The organism is Collinsella sp. AM20-15AC (assembly GCF_003471405.1).
Lineage (GTDB): Bacteria > Actinomycetota > Coriobacteriia > Coriobacteriales > Coriobacteriaceae > Collinsella.
The window spans coordinates 170,185-193,128 of record NZ_QRJA01000001.1 but is presented as its reverse complement, the minus strand read 5'-3'; the positions used below and the strand labels follow the sequence as shown (position 1 = coordinate 193,128).

The window sequence follows — 22,944 nt, the reverse complement described above, 5'->3', positions numbered from 1 at the left end:
TCTCCCCCGAAAAGAGAATGGCAAAGCAAGAACGTCAATGGACGAGAAAAGTGTCCGCAAGTCTCATGGCCATCACATCCCACCTGCCAAAGGGATGGGTGAGCGAGCGTTACTCCTGCTCGGACTCCTCAGCCTGCTTACGGCTGCGGATGAGGTGCGCCACGCCGATGCACAGCACCGCGCCACCAGCGATCCAGGTGAAGGTCACACCGTTGAGGCCGGTGAGGGGAAGGCCGGAGCCCTGCTGGTCGGTGACAGTGAGGTGTACCTTGCCGTCAGCAGCCTCGGTATTAGTTTGAGCCACCTTGACGAGATTCTCATCAGTACCATTAGCAAGAGTGCAGCCCGGGTTAACAACAGTCGTATCGTCTGCCGGAAGCGCCCCGCGAGTAATGGTGAACGTGATGCCAGCGCTGTGGGAGTTGTTATATCCAGGCGCCGGCTTGACCTCCGTAAGGACGTAAGTACCCTCATCAAGACCAACAACGTTGATCTTGCCGCTTGCGTCGGTCGTCAGCTTGGCCTGCTCGCTATCAGGCGTCTTGGTACCATCCGCCTTGATATAGTTACCATCATCGCCCTGCTCCTGCAGCGTGAACTCAACGCCCGCGAGCCCCTTATTTTCATCATCGGAGCCCACCTTGGTGACATCGATGCCATAGGTGTAGTCATAAGCAGAGTGCTCAACCGTGGTGCCGATTCCATTGCCGTGCGGGTTGTTAGAATAGGTCAGCGTAACCGTATTTTTCTGGGGTTTGCCAACCAAACCCTGGAAAGCATCTTTAATCTTACCCTTATCATCAAAGATCTTGGTAGAGTCGAGTTTTGCCTCGTATTCAACCGTCACATTAGACGAACCGTTAACGCTAATTGCATTATTTTTTTCATCAACGCAGGACTTGAGGTCTACAAAGCTAACGGTGAGTACGCCGCCCGAATAGCTTTTTGTGTAGCCGGATGCAGGATCAGCCTTGACGGTCTTGCCATCAATCTTGACATCGACGATCGGCGAGCCGTCCTCGTCGCACTTAACCGTCATGGAGCCAGGCAGATTATCCGTAAATAAATACGCATAGGTGCTGTAGGTGTTGATGTTGCTCGCAACTGTACCGGCAAGCTGGTACTTGATAGGCTGATCCATGCGGGAGTCGGCGGACTTATTAAACGTGGCATCCGTCGCGTCGTCCTTGACGGCCTTGGTCACGTTGGGGACGCTCTTCTTGGGGGCTACATTAACGTCAGAGCCACCGACAATGGTGAAAATCGGCGAAGTGTACACGTCAGTATTGCCGGTCTTACTGGGCACATCGGTCACGAAAAGCCAGTAGCCTTGGTCCAGACTCTCAAAGTTACCCTTGTTGGAACCGCTCGGTTTTGCCCAGGTTAGATTCGAGTCCTCAAGTGCGGCAGCGATCTTGTCGAGCACGCTTCCGGCATTGACGTTATTACCATCTTTATCGTTCCCGTGTTTTTTGATGAACTGGGCCCACGCCTGAGGAGATTTAGCGTCTGCGTCGGTTGGGAAACCAGCAGGCTTGGGCTCATCAGTATCGAACGCCGTAGTCACTGCCCTCATTACGGAATCGTTTGCCCAAGCAATGTCGGAAAGTGTCTTGTCGCCAGTCCAAACGCCCTCATCCTTATTCTGTGTGACCGTCGCCTTGAAAATCTGGATGCCCTTGAAAGATGTGTCGGCATATTCAGCAGTGCCAGGGTCAGTGATAAACACCTTGCCCTTCTCCGTAGCCACCGTTGGCACACCCTCAGCAAACGCCATGGTCACCGGGGCCATGACGCCGCCGAAGCTCAACGCCGCCGTGAGGCCTGCTGTCACTGCCAGGCGTGCAATGTTCTTGTTCATGCTCATCTTCTTTTCCTCCGTTTTCCGTTTGATTCTCATTCGATCGGTCATCATCTGTCTGTGTCTTAGCATCTGCTTCGCTACGTCTCGCCCCGCTCTCTGTGGGGCTGCCAGCTACTCTTTATGGCTGCCACCTCCCCGCTTGACCAGGAGCGCGACCACGATGAGCGCGGCTCCGGCGACCGCTGCGGCGGCCGCGGCGTACATTGCCATATCGCCAGTCGAGGGCATAAAGCCTCCGGTGGTAATGCTAGGGGGTGTGCCGGTGGGCGTGTTAATGAGCGACGCCTCCAGGCTACCCGTCGACCCGTCCGCGCTGTCGGCGCGCAGGGGCGACTCGGCCGTGATGGTGAGCTTGGGCTTGGCGGCGGCCACCTGGTCGACGTCCAGCCCCTCGGCCTTGACCGTCACGGAGCGCGTGCCCTCAAAGGCGGTGTAGCCCTTGGGCGCCTTGAGCTCGCGGACCTCCAGCTTGCCCGAGTCCACGCCCGAGACGGTCACGCGGCCGTCCTCGCCCGTGGTGACGGTGGCCTTGCCCTCTGCATCCCACGTGCCGTCGGCCGCTAGCGTGCGGTCGCGATCGTCAGCGATGCTCAGGACCGCCCCGGCAAGCGGCTTGTCGCCGTCACTGCCGCGCTTGGTGAGCGCGAGATCCCAGGTGTAGGCGCACGCATCGTCGCTCGGCGTGTGGGTGAAGCCGGCGTCGCCGGACTGGTCGGCAAAGGGAGAGCGCGGGTAGCGCAGGTAGACCTCGTTGGGGTTGCCCTTCGCGATGCCGTGGTTGCAGCCGGCGGCGAGCGGTGCGTCGTACACGGCAACCACGCGGGCGCCCGCAGTGAAGGCGTCGGCCCCGCCGAGCGAGGCGATCAGGTCGCCGGTGCGCACGGTGAAAGTCTTACCGTCCGCCGCTACCTTGGTGGCGCACTGGGCCGTGATATCGGTCCAGCCCTTCGCGGGCTCGGTGCCGACACGGTCGTCCTTACCGACCGAGACGGCGTCGAAGCCGCCGTCCGTGCCCGCCGCCGCGTACACGCGCATGCTCGCGGCCACCTTGGAGGGGTCGAGCCCCGCGCCCATGGTGTCGACGAACTGCACCGTGTAGGTGTCGTAGGCGGTGAGCCCCGCCGGGACCGTGGCCGAGAGGCGCCAGTACAGGTCGTCGCCGACCGTGGCGTCGGCGGCCTTGCCCCAGGCGGCGGTGCTGTCCTCCAGCACGTGCTTTTGGACCTTGGGCGTCGCCGCCTTGGGCTTGACGGTGACGGCGGCGCCGCCGACCAGGGCCATGATCGGCGCGGTGCCGGCCTCGCCCTGGGCGATGGCGTCGTCGTCGGCGACGATGAGCCAGTAGCCACAGGGCAGCTCGGCCGCCGTGCCCGCGTTAAGGGCCACGAACACGGCGCCAGAGCTCTGGAGGGAACGAGCGAGCTGTGCGCTCAGCGCGCTCGTAAGGTGGGAATCGGTGTTGAGCCACTCGGCAGCTTCCTGCGCGGTGGTCTGGGAATTGGGCATGCCGGCGCTGTGCAGCACGGGCAGCGCGGCGTCGCGCGCGGCGTCGCTTGCCCAGGTGAGGTCGGTGGCGATCTTGGCGTCGCTGTCGCCGTCGACGACGTTGGCGCTAAAGATCTGGTAGGCGCCGTAGCTGCTCGCCACGGTGCCGCTCACCGTGATGGAACCGGTCGAGGTCGGCGCGGCCTGCGCGGAAGCGGGGAACACAACCGCGCAGGTGCCGATCAGGAGGGCAAGCAGCGCAAACAAGATCGGGAAGGAGCAAACTTTCTTATTCACGACGCTTACCTCCCTTCGCATTCGCCTTGCGACGAATGTGCATCCAGGCCGCAGCAGCGCAAAGCACCGCCGCGCCGGCAAGGTACGTCAGAGTGACGCCCGACATACCAGAAAGGGGCAGAGTGGTGGAGTAGGTGTTGGTGAAGGTGGAGGCGGGAATGGCGTTGGGCGCGGCGTCCTTGCCGATGGTGTTACTCACGGTGTTGCCCATGTCGTCCTTCACCTGCGTGACCGTGGTGGAGGTGGTGAGGCCGGAGTACTTGCCAGTGGTCTCATCCATGACGGCCTTCACCGTGACGGCCACCTGGTACTCGGCCTTGGAGTAGCGAAGCTTGTCGATGGCACCGGTGGTAGGCGCGACCTCCTTCACCGTGTAGGTGTAGGTCTTGGCGCCAGTCGGGTTCGAATCGTCGATCTTGGCGAGGTACTTTTTGGAGAACGAGATACCGCCAAAGGATGCCACGATGTCGTTGACCTTGGTGGAGCCCGCTGCGGGAGCGACGGAAATAGTCGTCGGATCAAGCTTAGGTGCGCTATCCTTATTTGCCCCCGTAGCCTCGATGCTGAACTCGAACGGCACATATTTGTCTTTATCGCCCTTCGGCCAGTCCGTATTGCGAACAGATTTGGTCACCGGGATCTTCACGGACGTAGTGGTAAGGGCGTCGGAAATGTAGACGTTGTTCCCGTCAATCGTCGGGCTCTTTCCCTCGGTCCACGTGACGGAACCGTCCTCGTTGGACACCGTGAACTCATAAACCGTGGTGTTCAAGTTGTAGCCAAACGGAGCCTGGGTCTCAACAAGCGTGTACGTACCCGGCAGCAGACCCTCGAGCGTGAACTTGCCAGGCGCGGTGTCGGTGTCTGCCCACGTGGTATCGCTCGAAGTCGACTGGTCGCTCTCCCGGTCGATCACGGTCCAGGACTGGTCGGCCGTACCATCGGCGTCCTTTTTCTTGGTGAGCTTCCACTCAGAACCAGGCAAAGGAGTGTGTTTTGTGTCGTCCTCCGCCACCTTGGTCCAAGACACCGTACCGGTGATCCTGGCGTTGGGAATGGCACCCGTGGGGTTATTCTCGAACGGAACATTTTTGCCGTTCTCATCCACGTAACCCTGAACGTAGTTCGGCTTCTCGCCAGTATTGTTCATAGTGGCATAGTAGATGGTGTCTGACTTCTGGTAGCCAGCCGGCGCCGTCTCCTCTTTGATGTAATACGTGAAGTAGTTGGTATCGTTGGAATTGCCGATGTTTGCCTTCTGGTTCAGATAGTTGAACTGAAGCTTGCCATCACCCGAAGCGTAATCATTTGCGCCACCGTCAGTCACCGTCACGATAGCGTCCTTGCCCGCGACAGCATTCTCGACAGAACCATAGATAGCCCACGAGGAACCAGGAAGCGACGTGTTGCCGTTCGCCGCATCGACCTTGCTCCACGCAACGGCGGAGCCGTCGGGCGTATACGACCCAGACCACGGGAAGTTGTGACGCTCCTGATCCATATCGATGACGGAAGCCGAGTTACCCTCACCAAATGCTGCGGCAACCTTCGGGCTGTTCATTGAGAAATCGACGCCCACATAAACGCGGCCGTTGGTAGTCACATGGTCGTCGAAACTTCCGTTGGGAACGAGAATCGATCCGATCATAGCCGCCGCAGGATCGTCGTCAGTCCACTTGGCACCGGTGGCTGTGCCGCCGTATCCCCAGTCCGCGCGGTTTTCTCCCGCGATGCCGCCTCGAATGGTAAGGCTTTGCGTATCGACAAAGTTCCACATGATGGACTGGGAAGCCGTCGCGTATGCCTCGCCCAGCTCCTTGCCGGAATATTGAGTTTCGTAACCACGCGAAATCTCGGTACCGTTCCACCAAAAGCGCCAGCCATTGTGAAACTCAATATTCGAAGATCCGGTAACGTTCACAACAACCGAGGCGCCCTTGGGAATGCCCTCGAATGCGAAATCAACGCCACGATAATACTCGTTGTTGTATGTATTGCTCAGCTGAGAAGCATCGATGGTGAACACCTGCTGCATAGAGGTGTTGTCGCCCTTAAACGTGATAAGACGCTCGCTATTCTTGAATTTCTTACCATTGAGCGACGTATCGGCGCAGTCCGAATATATGGTCTTATACGACTCATCAAACACCAGGCCATAATTACAATCCGTCTTGTCGTACTTGTTGATTACGTAGTTGTTGTGATTGCTCGCGAAACCAACCTCGAGCGTGCCGGTATTTGCAAACGAGTTGAGCTGTTTCGATAGCTTCGAGAGGTACCCATCTTCACCGTTGTAGCTCGAATAATCGTTATTGTTGACATTAGTCAAATCAACAGTTTGATTGAACAGGTTGCTTTCCTGAGAGTTCATGCCCTCGTACCAATTACCCTGCGTTGTCACCACGGATTGGCGTTCATTGTTATCGCGCCAGTATGTGATGGGGCCTGCGATCTGCGCAGTGTAGGCAAAGCCGGAAGGAGTCGCGCCCTCAGAAGATTTCTGCCGTCCGACCCAAGCGCCTTTCTTCCAAGCGCCAACGGTAGTCGTCTCCGGCGAGTCGCCGCTATAACCAACGCTCATCTTGGTGATCGCACTTTTAATTCCGGCCACCGCAAGCACGGTGCTGCCGGCGACAGGACGGAACTGGGAACCAAAACCAACGGTGCCAAAGCGGAAACCAGCACCAATTGATTGATAGGGCCAGCTCTCTTTGACTGGATTCATGGCAAGCTTGCCACGGACCAAGGTAAGGCCCTCCGCCTCAGCGGCATATGAGCCGGTGGGGGCGTTCTTCGCATCAAGATTACTAGTGTCGCTCGGCTTACCACCGATGTACATGTCGCGGCCGACGTAGGTGGCCACGCCGGGATCGGGGGTGGAGACATCGATATTCGTACCGATACCGATAGACGTGGGAACATAAATTCCCTTCTCCACGGTGGCCGTCGCTCTCGCTGAAGCCGCATTCGCACTCTGAGCCTGCTCAGCACTATTTGAAGAGCCAGCCTCGCCGCCATTGGTCTCGTCGCTATTCTGGTTTTCGGCATCCTCGCTGGTGTTATCTACAGCAGCGGACTCACTTGAGGAACCCCCCCCCATTACAGTTTCCTCGGTAGAAACCGTCTGGGTGTCGCTGGCGATGGCCTGCGAGATCGGGGGCATAACGAGCGACAGTACCAGGCTCAAAACGGAGGCTCCGCACAAAACGCCTGCCAGTACACGGCGCGTCGCTTTATTACTCTGCTTAGATTTGTCCGAATTCGCTTTCATCGATGTCTCCTCCCCAAGAGACCGCGATCTTGCTCTTTCACCATCAAACGTATCTGCGCAATCTGTAATTGCGCTCGTTTAGTAATGCAATTATAACGATTGTTTAAACATCTGAGCAAATAAAACCGATAGTTTTGTAGTGAGTTCTCAATTCTCTTGACAATTGCTCGGATTTGCCTTCGTTTATTCGCTATCTATTTTTTGTTTCTGCTGGTAATTTAGTTGCGTATTATTTTTAATGGCATTAGATTTATTTGCACAACATTTTGCTCAAGAGCAAACATCCTGTGAACGGTCGAAAATCGACCGTGAGCGGTAGGTCATTAACCGTGATGAATATCCTGCCAAATTGATGAGAATATCTTAAACCCATCGGTGGTTAGAAGTATGATGTTCAGACAACAATATTTGAATTTTCCCACAGATTTTAGGTATCAATTCGCCCAAATCGCCTGAGGCCACCGCAAAAGAGCCTGCCCCCTTCTGCGGTGGTTCTCCCCCAGCGCTACAGCAGATGTTCCTCGATAAAGATCGCGATGCCGTCTTTGTCGTTGCTGGCGGTTACAAAATCGGCGGCGGCGCGGGTGGCGGCGCTGCCGTTTGCCATGGCCACGCCCACGCCGGCGTCAGCCACCATGCAGGTGTCGTTATCGGCATCGCCAAACACGCAGATGTCCTGGAGCTCCATGCCGTTGAGCTCCGCCACGCGCACAAGGCCGCGCGTCTTGGACACGCGCGGATCCATGAACTCGTAGAGCCGCTGCGTGGTTTGCAGAGCCGCCGCCTTAACAGTGTTATCGGCAAACGTCGACGCCCGCTCAATCACCCGCGGCATTACCTCGGGCGCCATGGTAAACATCACCTTGGGCTGCGGCTCGCGCAAAAACTCGGCAAAATCGACCACCTGGTAGGGCACGCCATCGACGCGCGACAGGTGCTCGACGCACGCGTTGCTCTCGGGCACGTAGAACACGCCGTCTCGGGGGCAGACGGGCGTTGCCGGAAGGTCCGCCATGTGCTTGCAGATGCGCGCGATGGTCTCGCCCGGCAGCGGATAGCTCAGCTCGTTGATGTCGTGTGCGCGGTCGATGACCTCGGCGCCACCGCAGCCCACGAGCACATCCACCAGGCCTTCGATGCCCCAGAGCTCGTACATGGCCTCGGTCGCGTGGGCGTCGCGCCCGGTGCACAGGCCAAAGAGCACGCCGCGCTCGCGCAGGGCGCGGATCGCCGCCACGGTGCGCGGGGACACCGTGTGCCGGCTCGTGAGCAGCGTGCCGTCGATATCGCAGAACACGGCTTTGATGTGGCTGAAGGTGGTGTCCATGGGGGCCTTTCTGGGATGTGCGGCGGTGTGGGGTGTATTCGTGAACGGCGTACATGGTATACCAAGGCACAGGCGCGGCCCGTCAAAGCAAAAACCACCACAAAGGTGCCTGGCCCCTTTGCGGTGGAAGTGACGTTTGCGGGCCAAACCATCACAACATTCGATGTTTTTCGGCAAAATCGCGATTTTCATCGAATGTTGTGATGGTTTCTTACCGCTTTGCGGCACGATCCAGATGCCGGCGTCCAAACAGCAGCAACGCCGCGGGAACCGCCGTCACGACCATGCCCGCCCCTACGAGCGTCTGCTGCACGCCAAATGTCGCCGCCAGCCACGGGGCAATCGCCAGCGGCGCCACGCCGGCAAACATATTGCCAAAGCCCATGACCGAGTTCACGCGACCGAGCTGCTCGAGCGGAGCCGTCGTTTGCACAATGGTGTTGTGGAGCGGGTTGACGACACCCCAAGCTATGCCCAGGGCGATCTGGCCGACGAGGGCCACGCCCACGTACGGTGTCCCCACATAGAGCAGGCTTCCCAGGCCCACGGACATGAGCGCCACGAGCAGCGTTTTTAGGTTTACCAAGTGCGGCGGCATCCGGAGCGCGACCATGGCGCCCAGCACCGCGCCGACACCGCAGGCCGACGAGAGCCAGCCCATCCACTCAACGCCAACATGCAGAACATCGCGATAGAAAAACGACTCGAGCGGATCGAAGGCTCCGTAGCCAAAGTTCGAAAGAAAAATGATGCAAAACAGCAGGGTGAGGACGCTGTTGGTAAAGACCGTCTTGATGCTGGCTGCGAAGGTGGCGCGGGCGGACGTGCTGGGGTTGGAGCTTTGTCCCGCACGTTCCCCTTCCTCTGCCGAATCGGCATCCGCATCCCCGGCGACATGGCTGGTCTGCGGCCTAAAGCCCCAACCGACGACGAACGCCAGCACAGTAAAGAGCATCATGAGCACGAACACCGCGCGCGACGACGCAGCCGCCGCGACAAAGCCGCCCAGCGTGGGGCCAACGATGATACTCACATTTGAGAACATGGCGATGGCGGAGTTGATGTCTTTGAGCTCGACGGGATCATCGGTGAGGTAGGCCGGATAGGATGTAGCAATGGGCTGGGCGAATCCCATCGTAAAGCCTAGAAACACCGCGCCGAGCAGGACGACGCCGGTCGCGCTACCAAAGGCGATGATTGCCGTGCCAGTTGCGAGCGCGCCGATGATGCTCAGCAAGAAATGGCGGCGCGGACCCCATGCGTCAAGCGCAGCGCCACCCGCAAAGGATCCCAGGATCACAAAGACGTTCATAAACAGGACCGCCAGCGATGTCGCGACGACCGAGGCATCGTCCGCATAGGTAAGCGTTCCGATGACGCCGATAAAATAACTGGTCTGAAACCCGGTGTAAATGAGAAAGCGCATAGCCACCAGGCGTTTAGCCTGCGCGGACAGCGAAGGTTGAGGTTTTGAGAGAAGAGATGCGAGCATGGAGACTCCTTGTTTCATACGAATACGGGCGGTGGGCATTCGCCACCGTCTATCGAATCAATCTATCCGCATGAAACATTAAGGACACATCAGGACCCTTCTCTCCGTTTTTCGCCCGTCATGAACTACTTGGTAGATTGTAAGGCATGTCACACACATCTACCAAAGCAAAAACCACCACAAAGGTGCTTGGCCCCTTTGTGGTGGTTGCGACGTTTACGCTGGTTGAGACTTGGCTAGGCCAGGTCAGCGCCGTTGGACTCGATGACCTTCTTGTACCAGAAGAAGCTGTCCTTGCGGCTGCGGGCGAGCGTGCCGTTGCCGTCGTTGTCCTTGTCGACGTAGATAAAGCCGTAGCGCTTCTTCATCTCGCCGGTCGAGGCGCTCACCAAATCGATGCAGCCCCACATGGTGTAGCCCATCAGGTCCACGCCGTCCTCGATGGCAATCTCCATCTGCTTGATATGCTCGCGCAGGTAATCGATGCGGTAGCTGTCGTGAATCGAACCGTCCGCCTCGACCTCGTCCACCGCGCCCAGGCCGTTCTCGACAATCATCAGCGGCACCTGGTAGCGGTCGTAGACCTCCTCCAGGTAGTAGCGCAGGCCCTCGGGGTCGATCGCCCAACCCCAATCGCTCTTCTTGAGGTACTCGTTGCCGGCGCCACCAAAGATGTTGCCCTGCTCCAGCAGCACCGGGTCGGCCGTGGCCGTGGCGCTCATGTAGTAGCTAAAGCTATAGAAGTCGACCTTGCCGGCGGCCAGCGTGGCGGCATCCTCGGGCGAGACCTCCACGCGCGCGCCTTCGCGGCGCCACACGCTGGGCGCCCACGAGGGATACGCACCGCGCACCTGCACGTCGCCGCAGTAGAAGTTCATCTCGCGCTGCTGCTTTTGCGCCGCCAGGACGTCAGCCGGATTGCACGTATGCGGGTAGCAGGCGTTGCCGGCGATCATGCAGCCGATCTTGTTCTGGGGATCGACCTGATGACCCATGGTGACGCACTTGGCGCTTGCCAGGAACTGATGGTGCAGAGCGTCGAAGCGCGCCTGCGGATCGTCCCAGTCGCAGTTGCCAAAGGCCATGGGCGTGTCAGTTGCCTCGGGCACCATGCCGCCGCCCATCACCCCGCCAAAGCCGCCCATGAGCAGGCAATTGATCTCGTTAAAGGTGAGCCAGTAGCGCACCAGCCCCTTGTACTCGGTCATGACGGTGCGAGCGTAGTTGAGGTAGAAATCGATGAGCTTGGGGTTCTTCCAGCCGCCGTAGTTTTTGGACAGGCCATAGGGCAGCTCGTAGTGGCTGAGGGTGACCATGGGCTCGATGCCCTGCTCCTGACAGGCCTGGAACACGCGGCGGTAGAACTCGATGCCGGCCTGGTTGGGCTCGGCCTCGTCGCCGTTGGGGAAGATACGGCTCCAGTTGATGGACATACGGTAGCACTTAAAGCCCATCTCGCCAAAAAGCTTGATGTCGTCGAGATAATGATGGTACATGTCCACGGCCTCGTGGCTGGGATAGTGGTACTGGGGCAGAATGCCATCGGTAATGTGGCGTGGCTCGGAGACCGTGCCGCCGGTCATGATGTCGGGAACACCGAGGCCCTTGCCGTCCTCGTTGTATCCGCCTTCGCACTGATTGGCGGCAGTGGCGCCGCCCCACAGAAATCCATCGGGAAAAGCCATGTTGGCTCCTTTCGTACGTGTTGGGAGGGTTCCACGGACGCTGGGACGGCGTCCGCAAGGTAATTTGCGTCCCGATCGGGGTTCGCGTTGAGTCGGCCGCCACGAAACCGGCCCATCTACTACGTTTAGTCGTGAACCCCCGACCACGCCGCAATTGTCAAAAATAAAACCGCAGGTAGACGGCTTGGCGATTTTTGGTAAACCGCCGTATGGTTGGCCCCTACCGTTAAAAGGTAGTAGATAGGCCAGTTTCGTGGCGAGGCCTCTATCGACGCCTGTGCGGGACCCCTCGTCCATTTGAAAAAAGCCGGCGGGGCGCTCCCCCGCCGGCCTGGTACCGAGTCTTTGTCGTTTGGGCTACTTGGCAGCCTCGGGCTTGTAGGTGACGAACTCGATCGCAAAGCCCACGGCGGCACCCACGAGCGAGGCAACGATAGCCCAGATCATGTGGTTGATGCCGTTAACACCGGAGGGATCGATGAAGGACAGCCAGTTGAAGACGCCCAGACCACCGGACATGTACACCACGGCGCCGGAGATACCGATGATGAGGCCGCCCACGGCAGAACCGATGCTGGCGTTGATGAAGGCCTTCTTATCGGGCAGGGCGACACCGTAGATAGCGGGCTCGGTGACACCAAAGAAGAAGGCGGAGATCATGGCAGGCAGGGCGATGCCGCGGAACTTCTCGTCCTTGTTCTTGAGGTACATGGCAAAGAGCACGGCGCCCAGCGAGAAGGAGTGGGCGATAACGGAGCCCAGGATGTAGTCGTGGCCCAGAGTGGACAGGTTGACCAGCGCGATGGGCACGAGCGACCAGTGGAAGCCAAAGATGACCAGGCACATCCAGAAGGCACCGACGAGGGTGCAGCCCAAGAGGGAGCCGATCATGGGCAGGCCAAACAGCAGTGCGAAGAACTCACCGAGCAGGTTGGTGATGAGCGTGGCGATAGGGCCAATGACCAGGTAGCCAAGGGTAACGGTGACGCTGACGACGATCAGCGGGGTGAAGAACATCTTCATAGAAGCGGGCATCCACTTCTTAACCCAGTGCTCGAGGGTGGAGCCAAACCAAACCATGAGCAGGATGGGGATAACGGAGCTGGTGTAACCCGAGGCAGGCATGATGAGCGGCAGGCCCAGGAACGTGGTGTACCAAGAGAAGGTACCGGCAAAGCCGAGCTCGACGGAGCCGACGACCTCACCCGAGGTCAGGGCAACCATGGTGGGGTACACAAGCGCAAAGGCAATGGCCATGCCGTTGAACTCGCTCATCTTGAACTTCTTGGCCGCGGTAAAGCCAAGCACCACGGGCAGGAAGTAGAACATGCCGTCAGCGACGGTGTAGAGCAGCGTGTAGGCGCCGTCGTTGGCAAAGCTCGGGACCAGGAAGGTAGCGAGCGCCAGCAGGCCCTTCATGATACCGGCAGCGGCGAAGGTGCCGAGCATGGGGGCGAAGATGCCCGAGATGAGGTCGATGATCACATCGGTAGCGCTCTTGGGAGCGGCCTCGTCGTCATCGGCGTCGACGGCGCCGCCGTCGCTAAAACCGCCGGCCTTGAGGACGGCATCGTAGACGTCCTCGACGATGTTGCCCACAACAACCTGGTACTGGCCGTTGGCGCGCATGACCTTGATGACGTTGGGCAGCTGAGAGATTGCCTCGCCATTGGCCTTCGACTCGTCCTTGAGCTTAAACCGAACACGGGTAATGCAGTGTGCGACGCATTTGACGTTGGACTTGCCGCCAACCAGCTCTACGATCTGGGCAGCAAGATCGTCGTATTTACCTGCCATGATCTGTCCTCTCTTTTCCAAATTTCGACAAAAATATCCCCTACCGCGAGCCGGTACCTTGCCCGCAGTTAGAAACCAAAAAGAATTGTTGCGATTGCCGCCAGGCTGGCGGCTTTACTCATTCGGTCTGCGAAGCCGATCGCAGACGGTTGATATGCATCATCAGATACAAGAGTTCCTCGTCCGAACAGCTCTGCTTGAACTCTTTCTCGAACACGCGGTTGATGGCGTACGCGCACTGGTAAGCCTCGGGAAAATCGCGGGCGGCCTGCATAAACAGCGAGGAGTTCTCGGTCTGCGTGCACTTGCCCTTAACGAGGCGGCGAACCAAAAAGCGCAGGTGCGCAAGAAAGCGGATGTAACTATACGATGCCGTGTCGAGCGAGCAGCCGAGCTGCTTTTCCACGGAATGAGTCACCTCGTCGAGCACGCGGGTGCTCTTCATGATGAAGTCCATATCCTTGGCGCGGCCCATGCCGTCGACCTCGGCGTTAACGATGTGGAGCGCGATGCTCGTGGCCTCGTTCTGACCCAGCTTGGCGCCGGTGCGCTTTTGCACGATGGCGAGCGCGGCCTGGCCGATCTCGAGCTCGCGCGGGTAGATGAAGGCTACCTCGTGCTCGAGCGGGTTGGGAGCGCTGAGCTGGTCGTCGTCGCGCTGGACGGCAAACTGCAGGTGATCAGCCAGGATAAAGGGCAGGCCACCGGATAGCTTGCAGCCAAGCTGCTGCGACGCGAAGCAGGCAATGTCGCTTGCCGCGAGCAGCACATCGTCGGGAAGGGTGCCGACCATATCCTGCAGGCTCTCGGGAACGTTATAGAATTTGCGCTGGATGAGGGACTCATCGGCAAGCTCGTAGGGCATCTCGTGGAAACCGATGCCCTTGCCAAAGACAACAACCTCTCGGCCGTCATCGCTGGCGGCAAGAGCAACGTTATTGTTGATCTTCTTTAAAATGAGCATGAAAAAACTCCTCGGACATCGGCGCTAGACGACGGGGCGATATTCCTCGTCTTCTATTATGCGCAAGTGATGCCTCCCAAGGAGTAACAAACTTGTGAGCATGTGGGCAATTGTAGGATGAAACTTGCATGCGGCGTAAGCCCCATTGGCGCGAAAGTCCGCCGAACGGTAGGAAATCGCCCGTAAACGGCAAAACCACCGCAAAGGAGTCTGGCCCCTTTGCGGTGGTTTTGGCTGATGCCCCGATGCTACTCGCGCGGGGTGCCGTAGGGGTTGTACAGATCTGCGAGAGCGAATGTGCTGGTGGCAGGATTAAAGTCGAGTTCGAGCACGCAGCAGTTGCCGATGCGGTTCTTCATCTTGAGCGGCTCCACGCCCACGCCGCGCATAACCTGAGCCGCTGCGGCGCCATGGCTCACGCATAACACGCTCTCATGCCCAGGGCGCTGCATGAGCTCGGTGATGGTCGCCATGATGCGCTCGCGAAACTCGTCTTCGCCCTCGCCGTCATACTGCTTGTAAAAATCGCCGTACGGCAGGCGCGGATTCAAATCCTCGCTCGCGCCCTCAAACTTGCCAAAGTTCCACTCCTTAAGGCCCTTGACGCGCTCGTAAGGCTGATCAGGAAACGCAAGCTCAAGCGTGTCGCACGCACGCTCGGAGGTGGAACTGTACGCATAGTCGAACGCAAGGCCACGCTCTCGCAGGGTCGCGCCGACAGTTTTAGCCTGCTCGATTCCCAGCTCGGTAAGCGGCGAGTCACACCAGCCCTGCTTGCGACGAAGCAAGTTAAAGAGCGTTTGACCGTGACGCATAAAGTACAGTTTTGGCATGAGACCTCCGTAATCGCAATCGTTTGTCAGCGATTATTGCACCTTGAGGTAGGTTTAAGTCAAAGCCTCTTTGGCAAAAACCACCACAAAGGTGCCTGGCCCCTTTGTGGTGGTTTTGGCTGATGTCCCTAAAGTCTACCGAGATGATCTTGGATGAGATCGCAGATGGCTCGGGCGTCGTTGATGCTGATGGCTCGGGTCGCAAAGCCGGCGTCGAAGGCCTGACGTGCCAGTGCCTCGTTGCAGGCAAGGGCCAGCGTGTGGCCATCGACCAGGTCGAGTGAGCTCTTGCCGCGCAGACGGTCGACACCCGAGCGCGCGACCACGATGTTGTCGAAGCCCTCGGTCTTGTAGCCCTCGATGATCACCACGTCGACATCGTTGTAGCGCGACAGCAGCTCGCGCGCGGGCATCTCGTCCTCCTCGCGCGTGTCGGCGTACTCCGCCCAGCGCGTGGCGCAGATGAGGCCCACGTGCTTGGATCCGGCTTGGTGATGGCGCCACGTATCCTTAGCGGGCACATCGATATCAAAGCCATGATGCCCATGATGCTTGAGCGAACCCACGCGAAGGCCGCGGCGAGTGAGCTCGGCAATGACCTTCTCGACGAGCGTGGTCTTGCCCGAGTTTTGGTAGCCGATAAACGCGATCGCGGGGACGGCCGGTGTCGGAGCTGCGGGTGCGACGGCGACGGGTGCGCTCGCGGGCGCGGCACCGTCAGCGGCCACGGCCTCAGCAGCAGCGGCCTGACGCTCGGCACGATCCCACACGCCCGAGCGGCCGCCCTCCTTGTGCAGCAGGCGCACGTCGACGATCTCCATGCCACGATCGACCGCCTTGCACATGTCATAGATCGTTAGGCACGCAGCGCTCGCGCCGGTCAGGGCCTCCATCTCGATACCCGTCTTGCCCGTCACGCCGGCCGTAACCAGTACGTGAAAGCCAACCTGCCCGTCTGCGCGCGCCGGTGCCCAGCCCTCGGGCACGTCATCGGCCGGCGTCCCCGCCGCAGCGATGGGCGCAATGTCGCACTTGCTCTTAGTAATGAGCAGCGGATGGCACATGGGAATGATGTCGCTCGTGCGTTTGATGGCCATAATGCCCGCCACGCGCGCGCAGGCAAGCACGTCGCCCTTTTTGGCGCGGTCCTGCAGCACCATGGCCTGCGTCTCGGGATGCATGAGGATGGTGCCCTCGGCGATGGCAATGCGATGGGTCTCGGCCTTGTCGGACACGTCGACCATGCGCACCTCGCCCTTGGCGTCCACGTGCGTAAGCTCGTCGCGACGGGCGTCGCGGGCGGGCTCGGTGGCAGCACCGGCAGTCGGCTGCGCGGACGCGTCGGCGTTGCCAGCATTCGCCGCAGCCGTGACTTTGTGGGCAGACATCGCGGCCCTGCGAGCGGCCTTGGTGGCATCGGCGTACCTGCTCTTGGCCATATGATCATCCTCCGATTTGGGACATAAATCGTTGCGTGCCCTCAATTATCGCGTGTTCCTGCGGTTTGTGGGCCACAGCATCGCGCCAAATCGAAAGTACCTGCATATCATCACCACAGCGCAGCGCCTCACGCACCGAATACTCGGCATCGCTGAACAGGCACGGACGCACGTTGCCATCGGCCGTCAGGCGCAGACGGTTGCAATTCGCACAAAAATGGTTGGACATGGCGCTAATAAAGCCAACCGTTCCCGCCGCGCCCGGAAAGTGCCAGTACCGCGCAGGACCCGCGCCGGCAGGAGCGTCGTTGATGTCGAGCGGCTCGAGCTCGCCCAGTCCCGCCGCGGCGGCCCCGGCATTGATGCGCGTCCGCAGCTCGTCGCTCGGCACGGTGTCGCTCGCATCCCACAACTCGGGATTGAGCGCGGGCGCATGCGGGTCCACAGCGCAATGCGAGCTCGTGTGTTCGTCGCCAATGGGCATGTATTCGATAAAGCGCAGGTGGATGGGGCGGTCGACGGTCAGCCGCGCGAGGGCCGCCACATCTTGGTTGAGTCGGCGCACGACAACGCAGTTGACCTTAACGGGCTCAAAGCCCCAAGCCAGCGCCGCGTCGATGCCAGCCATGGTCTGCTCGAGTCGACCCAGGCGCGTGATCTTTCCAAAGAGCGTAGGGTCGAGCGTGTCGAGCGAGATGTTGACGCGGTTAAGCCCCGCGTCTTTGAGCTGCGGCGCCAGCTTGGGCAGCAGGGCGCCATTGGTGGTAAGCGAGATGTCCTCGATCTGCGGAATCGCGCGGATGTCGCGAATGAGCGGGATGATACGGCGGCTGACCAGCGGCTCGCCACCCGTCAGGCGCACGCGGCGAATGCCCTCCCCCGCCACCAAGCGCACAAAGCGGGCGATTTCCTCGGCGCTGAGCAGCTCGTCGTGCGCGCGGGGCGCCACGCCATCGGCCGGCATGCAGTAAATGCAGCGGAAATTGCACTTGTCGGTAACGGCAATGCGCAGGTAGTTGATATCGCGGCCAAAGCCGTCATGTTGCACGTGCCCGTCCACGCAGCCTCCCCTCACGCGGCGTTTTATTCTTCGGAAAACATAATACCCCACGAGAGAATCATGCCGACACCCGTACGACAGGACAGGTCACTTCGAGCAAGACCGGCTTCCCAAGCCCATCCTTGGCATACAATCCATCACAACATTCGATGCTTTTCCCGTTTTTGGCAAAAAACGTCGAATGTTGTGATGGTCTACCTGCCCGCAGCGCCCCGTAGAAGGACCAAAGCGCCCCTAAAGACCGCCGTCCCAGTGTCGAATCACGAATTCTCGCAGGTCGTTCTGCCGCTTTTGGAACGCTTCGCTTCGGTCGCACTTGAGACCCATAGCGAGTGCAATGGCGTTCATCGCCCGGTGCAATTGCAGCTGGTGGGCAAACTGAGTCCCGGTAAGGACAATCATCCTGAAGCCCAACGCGCTCAGCACGGTCATACGCTCCGCGTCCGACGCGCTGCGCTGTTTATCAAGATGGTCCGAGCCGTTGTATTCAATTCCAGTACCGCTCGCAGGCGCATATACGTCGATCTCGAAATACCCGGCCTTTGCGAGATACTTGAACTCGTTGGGAACATCGACCCTATGGTTGAGCTCGATCTTGACGTATCCCAGCCCGCCCTGGGAACGTTTTGCTACGACCATGATTGCGGTGGCCGTCTCCATGGGCGACCGCGCGCCATCGTGCACGCGCTTGATCACGGCGGCCGCGCGTATGGCCCCCTGACGAGATCGGTTCACATTGCAATAGGCAATCAAATCGGCAACGGTATACCTCTGCCCCATCTCGATATAATCGCCTGTCGACAAATGATTCAAATGGTATCGGGCACAGATTTCGTAGCCATATTCCAGCTGCTCGGGCTCACTCATCCACGAACCCGCTTGGACAAAGCACATGGCCTCATCAACCACCAGAAGGCCCTCCGCCACCTCGATAAGATGGCCTGGAGGCACCGGCGCCCCAAACACGTGGCACCTAAATCCAGCCGGCGTCGAGCGCTCAAAATCAAAGTTGACGAGTGTGTCGATATAATCGAGCTCTTCTCGTGGAATACCAAGCGAAACCAGATAGTCGGCAACGATCCCAACTGCCGTTGAAGCCCTCAGCCCCTTGGCATCGAGTCCCAATTTGGGCAGGCTCGCGGTCAGCTCCGCCTCGCCAGCAAGCGAGTCCTCATCGTATAGGCTGCTTGCTCGCGAGAGCGGCTCGGACGGGCGCGCCACGTTGTGGTACAGCCAGGCAGTCTTATGGGACAGGACGATCGGCAGGTCCATGAGCCCTCCAATGGAGTCGGATAACCAACCTTATTCCCCTGCCCACGGGTCCGCACACCTTCGTGCGCAAGAAAGCGATTCCGCCCGATCGAGCGGCAGAAAAACCATCACAACATTCGATGCTTTTCCCAATTTTGGCAAAAAACGTCGAATGTTGTGATGGTTCGAGGCGAGGCGAGGGGCACGGAGGGGTCAAAGCATCGTGCTCGAACGGGTTAATCCAACTCTTTTAAGCCATGTGCCAGCTGCCAGTACTCGCCGTGTTGGGCGAGCAGCTCTTCGTGCGTGCCGCGCTCGATGATGCGGCCGTGTTCAAGGACCATGATGGCGTCGGCGTCGCGGACGGTGGACAGGCGGTGCGCGATCATAAACGTGGTGCGGCCACGCATGATGCGGTCCATGCCGCGCTCGATGAGCTTTTCGGTTCGCGTGTCGATAGAGCTCGTGGCCTCGTCCAAGATGAGCACCGGCGGGTCGGCAACGGCCACGCGCGCGATGGCAAGCAGCTGGCGCTGGCCCTGCGACAGGTTGGCGCCGTCGGCCGTGACCGGCGTGTCGTAGCCTCTAGGCAGGCGGCGAATAAACGAGTCGGCGCAGGCTGCCTCGGCAGCGGCGCGCACCTCCTCGTCGGTCGCGTCGAGCTTGCCAAAGCGGATGTTCTGCGCAATGGTGCCGCTAAACAGGTGCGTGTCCTGCAGCACAATGCCGAGCGACCCGCGCAGGCTGGCCTTGGCAATGTGCTTGACGTCGATGCCGTCGTACGTGATCTCGCCGTCATCGACCTCGTAGAAGCGGTTGATGAGGTTGGTGATGGTCGTCTTACCGGCGCCCGTCGAGCCCACAAACGCGATCTTTTGCCCCGGCTTGGCAAACAGATTGAGGTCCGTGAGCACACGGGTGCCCGGCACGTAGGAAAAGTCCACGGCATGGAAGCGCACGTCGCCGGCAAGCGGAACTAGGCCGCACGTAAGCTCGGTACCGTCGGCGGCCACCGCACGGCCCGACTCATCAACAGCGGCCACGTCGTGCAGGTGCCCATATGTGCCCACGCCCTGGCCCTCGGGAATCTTCCACGCCCACGCGGCGTCGCCCGTCTGCACCAGCTCCACGCAGCCCTCGTCCACCTCGGGCTTAAGATCCATGGCGGCAAACAGGCGCTCGGCACCGGCCAGCGCGTTGAGCAAAAAGTTGCCCAGCTGCGTAAACTGGTTGATGGGCATGGCGGCCTGGCGTACAAAGACCAGGTAACTTGCAAGCGCGCCCACGTCGGCGAGCCCCTTGATGCAGAGCATGCCGCCCGCCACGGCGACGATGGCGTAGTTGGCATAGCCGATCACCACGGTCATGGGCACCATCGAGTTGGCGTAGGCCTGCGCGGCACCACCGGTGCGGCGCAGCTCTTGGTTGCGCGCGTCAAAACCAGCCACGTTGGCTTGCTCGTGATTAAAGACCTTGATGACCTTTTGACCCGAGACCATCTCTTCGATATATCCGTCCAGGTCGCCAAGCGATGCCTGCTGGGCGGCAAAGAAACGCTTAGAGCGCGTGCCCGAGTAGCGCGCATACAGCACAATGGCCGCATCGCACACGAGCGTGATAATCGTGAGCTGCCAGTTGAGGATGATGAGCATGGCCGTGGTGCCGACCACCTGGATGATCGCCTGAATCACGTTGGCAAAGCTGTTGTTGAGCGCCTCGGAGACGGTGTCGACGTCGTTGGTAAAGAAGCTCATGATGTCACCCGAGCGCGTGCTGTCGAAGTAGCTCAGCGGCAGCGTCTGAATGTGGGCAAACAGGTCGCGGCGGATATCGGACACCACGCGCTGGGCCGCGCGCACCATAATCTGCGAGTAGCCCAGGGCCGAGAGCACGCCCGCGGCGTAGATGGCAGCGGTAAAGATAACCTGCTTAGCGAGCAGTTCCTCGCCGCCCGTTGCCAAACCGTTGACGATGGGGCGCACCATGTAGGTACCGGCAAGGCTTGCGATGGCCGCAACAGAGGCAAGCACACCCACTGCGAGCAGCGAGAACTTGGCGTGACCCATGTAGGAGAGCAGGCGGCGGAGCGTCTGCGCCAGTTTGGCGGGACGGGCCTGAGCGGATGTCTTAGGCATGTTGCTCGCCTCCTTCCGTGGCTTGAAGTGATCCGCTGGGAACGCAGGAAAACGGATCATTCGCGCAGCCATCGTCGCAGCCGTCGCCGGTGTCCGCGTTCCCCGCGAACTCCATCTGCGAGGCGTAAATCTCCTGGTAGATGCTATCGCCCGCCAGCAGTTCCTCGTGCGTGCCCACGCCGTGGACACGACCGTCGTCCAACACAATAATGCGGTCGGCATCCATGACGCTCGCGATGCGCTGGGCGATGATGAGCACGGTCGTATTGGGAATCCGAGCGATGTGCTCGCGAATCTTAGCGTCGGTCGCCATATCGACCGCGCTGGTGGAGTCATCAAAAATGAGCACGCGCGGATGTTTGAGCAGCGTGCGCGCGATGCACAGGCGTTGCTTCTGGCCACCCGAAACACCGGCGCCGCCTTGACCCAACTCGCCGTCCAGCCCGCCGATGCGATCAAGGAACTCGTCCACGCACGCCGCGCGGCAAGCCGCGAGGAGCCCATCGTCCGACGCCCGCGGATTTCCCCACTGCAGGTTCTCGCGCACGGTGCCCGTGAACAGCACATTCTTTTGCAGCACAATTCCCACCGCGTCGCGCAAGGTAGCCAGGTCGTAGTCGCGCACGTCGCGTCCGCCCACAAGCACGGCACCCTCGGTGGCGTCATACAGGCGCGCGATTAGCTGCACAAGCGAGCTCTTGCCCGAACCCGTGCCGCCGAGGATGCCCACCGTCGAGCCGCTCTCGATGCGAAGGTCGATATGCTCGAGCACGTCCTCGGCTGCATCCGCGCGGTATTTAAAGGAAACGTCGCGAAACTCGATACTGCCGTCCGCTGGCACCGCAGTCGCGAGGTCTCCCGCAGGGTTGGCGATAAAGGGCTCCTCATCGAGCACCTCTGCGATACGGCCCACACTCGTGAGAGCGCGCGTGAGCAGCAAAAACACGTTGGAAATCATCATGAGCGAGTTCATGATCAGCAGCACGTAGCTCATAAAGCCCGTGAGCGAGCCCACGCCCAAGCGACCTTCGATGATCATGCGGCCGCCAATCCACAGGATCGAGAGCGCAGCCACGTACATCGAGAGTTGGAACACCGGCAGGTTGAGCACAGCGTTGCCAAAGGTCTTGGTCGCCGTGCTGGCGAGCTCGGTATTGACGGTGTCGAACTTGTCGCACTCGTGCTCGGCGCGCACGTAAGCCTTTACGGCGCGCACGGCGGTAAGGTCCTCTTGTACCACGCCGTTGAGGTGGTCCATCGAGGTCTGGAGTTGGCGGTAGAGCGGGCTCACGCGCACGGTAATGATACCAAGCACGATGGCGAGCATCGGCAGAATGACGGCAAAGACCGCCGCGAGCTCGCGCGAGAGCGCAAAAGCGTAGACGAGGCCCATGACCAGATTTACCGGCCCGCGCACCATGGGGCGGAAGCCGTTACCTACGGCGTTTTGAATCACGGTGATGTCGGTGGTCATGCGAGTGACAAGCGAGCTGGCGTCGTAGTTGTCCAGATTGCCAAAAGCGAGCGTCTGGATCTTGCGATACTCCGCCTCGCGCAGGTTAGCGCCCAGCCCCGAGGCGACGCGAGCAGACGTGCGTGCATAGCCCAAGCCAAGTACCAGCGAACATGCGGCGCATACCAACATATACGTGCCCTGCAACAGCATGTAGTTGATGTCGCCCGCGGGCACGCCCACATCGATGATATTTGCCATGATGACCGGGATAAACAGCTCGAGCGCCGTCTCGGCCGTCACAAAGAGCACGCCGAGTATGGCATCGCGGCGGTATGTCCCCAGATAGGAAAACAAAATCTTGAGATTGCGCACGCAGATTCATCCCCCATCAAACGTTGTTCGCAAACCCACGTATTATGGCGCGCCGTGCGGCGGTGTCAAGTGATGCGAAATCGATTTCTGCAAGGCTAGTGCAGGCGCCATGCTCACAGGGCGCACGTCCGTATTCAATTAGAAATGAACGCGAGCGTGACTTTTTCGCCCCACTGCCGACACAAACCTTGACTCTACAATCGTTGTAGGGTTTTC

The 22,944-nt window shown here is 59.8% G+C and carries 14 protein-coding genes; all 14 read right to left on the bottom strand.

Translation table 11 applies throughout. The features are described 5' to 3' along the window. Positions 1-109: 109 nt before the first annotated feature. The 14 genes from DW233_RS00825 to DW233_RS00760 all read right to left on the bottom strand — a co-directional run bounded on the left by DW233_RS00825 (position 110) and on the right by DW233_RS00760 (position 22,728). Positions 110-1,861, bottom strand: coding sequence for a SpaA isopeptide-forming pilin-related protein (locus DW233_RS00825; protein WP_158567774.1), 1,752 nt, complete (start codon positions 1,859-1,861; stop codon positions 110-112). A gap of 114 nt (positions 1,862-1,975) precedes the next feature. Next, positions 1,976-3,646, bottom strand: a complete 1,671-nt coding sequence (locus DW233_RS00820; protein WP_158567773.1) for a SpaA isopeptide-forming pilin-related protein — start codon at positions 3,644-3,646, stop codon at positions 1,976-1,978. Beyond that, on the bottom strand, positions 3,639-6,917 hold the full coding sequence (locus DW233_RS00815; protein WP_118266224.1) for a SpaA isopeptide-forming pilin-related protein: 3,279 nt from the start codon (positions 6,915-6,917) through the stop codon (positions 3,639-3,641). The genes DW233_RS00820 and DW233_RS00815 overlap by 8 nt, the downstream gene beginning before the upstream one ends. Before the next feature lie 505 nt (positions 6,918-7,422). Then, the gene (locus DW233_RS00810) at positions 7,423-8,244 is read right to left on the bottom strand and encodes an HAD family hydrolase (protein WP_118266222.1); all 822 of its coding nucleotides are present in this window, start codon (positions 8,242-8,244) and stop codon (positions 7,423-7,425) included. Positions 8,245-8,455: 211 nt separating this feature from the next. Then, a complete protein-coding gene (locus DW233_RS00805) occupies positions 8,456-9,736 on the bottom strand; it encodes an MFS transporter (RefSeq protein ID WP_158567772.1) in 1,281 nt (426 codons plus the stop codon). A 236-nt stretch (positions 9,737-9,972) separates the two neighbouring features. Beyond that, the gene (locus DW233_RS00800) at positions 9,973-11,421 is read right to left on the bottom strand and encodes a glycoside hydrolase family 1 protein (protein ID WP_118266219.1); all 1,449 of its coding nucleotides are present in this window, start codon (positions 11,419-11,421) and stop codon (positions 9,973-9,975) included. A gap of 357 nt (positions 11,422-11,778) precedes the next feature. Next, complete coding sequence (locus tag DW233_RS00795) at positions 11,779-13,218, bottom strand: PTS transporter subunit EIIC (protein WP_118266217.1); 1,440 nt, start codon at positions 13,216-13,218, stop codon at positions 11,779-11,781. Positions 13,219-13,336: 118 nt separating this feature from the next. Beyond that, a complete protein-coding gene (locus tag DW233_RS00790; protein ID WP_118266215.1) occupies positions 13,337-14,182 on the bottom strand; it encodes a PRD domain-containing protein in 846 nt (281 codons plus the stop codon). Positions 14,183-14,430: 248 nt separating this feature from the next. Continuing rightward, positions 14,431-15,015 carry a histidine phosphatase family protein gene (locus DW233_RS00785; protein WP_118266213.1) on the bottom strand — a complete coding sequence of 195 codons (585 nt, stop codon included), beginning with the start codon at positions 15,013-15,015 and terminating at the stop codon, positions 14,431-14,433. 128 nt (positions 15,016-15,143) lie between these two features. After that, on the bottom strand, positions 15,144-16,454 hold the full coding sequence (mobB, locus tag DW233_RS10560) for a molybdopterin-guanine dinucleotide biosynthesis protein B (protein ID WP_118266212.1): 1,311 nt from the start codon (positions 16,452-16,454) through the stop codon (positions 15,144-15,146). 4 nt (positions 16,455-16,458) lie between these two features. Then, entirely contained in the window at positions 16,459-17,514 is a 1,056-nt protein-coding gene (gene moaA, locus DW233_RS00775; protein ID WP_233547887.1) for a GTP 3',8-cyclase MoaA, read from the bottom strand. A 234-nt stretch (positions 17,515-17,748) separates the two neighbouring features. After that, positions 17,749-18,786, bottom strand: a complete 1,038-nt coding sequence (locus tag DW233_RS00770; RefSeq protein ID WP_117800027.1) for a hypothetical protein — start codon at positions 18,784-18,786, stop codon at positions 17,749-17,751. Between the two features lie 215 nt (positions 18,787-19,001). Continuing rightward, positions 19,002-20,900: an ABC transporter ATP-binding protein gene (locus DW233_RS00765; RefSeq protein WP_118266210.1), complete on the bottom strand. Its 1,899-nt coding sequence runs from the start codon at positions 20,898-20,900 to the stop codon at positions 19,002-19,004. Then, entirely contained in the window at positions 20,893-22,728 is a 1,836-nt protein-coding gene (locus DW233_RS00760; RefSeq protein ID WP_118266208.1) for an ABC transporter ATP-binding protein, read from the bottom strand. Before DW233_RS00760 ends, DW233_RS00765 begins: the two co-directional genes overlap by 8 nt. Positions 22,729-22,944 lie beyond the last annotated feature (216 nt).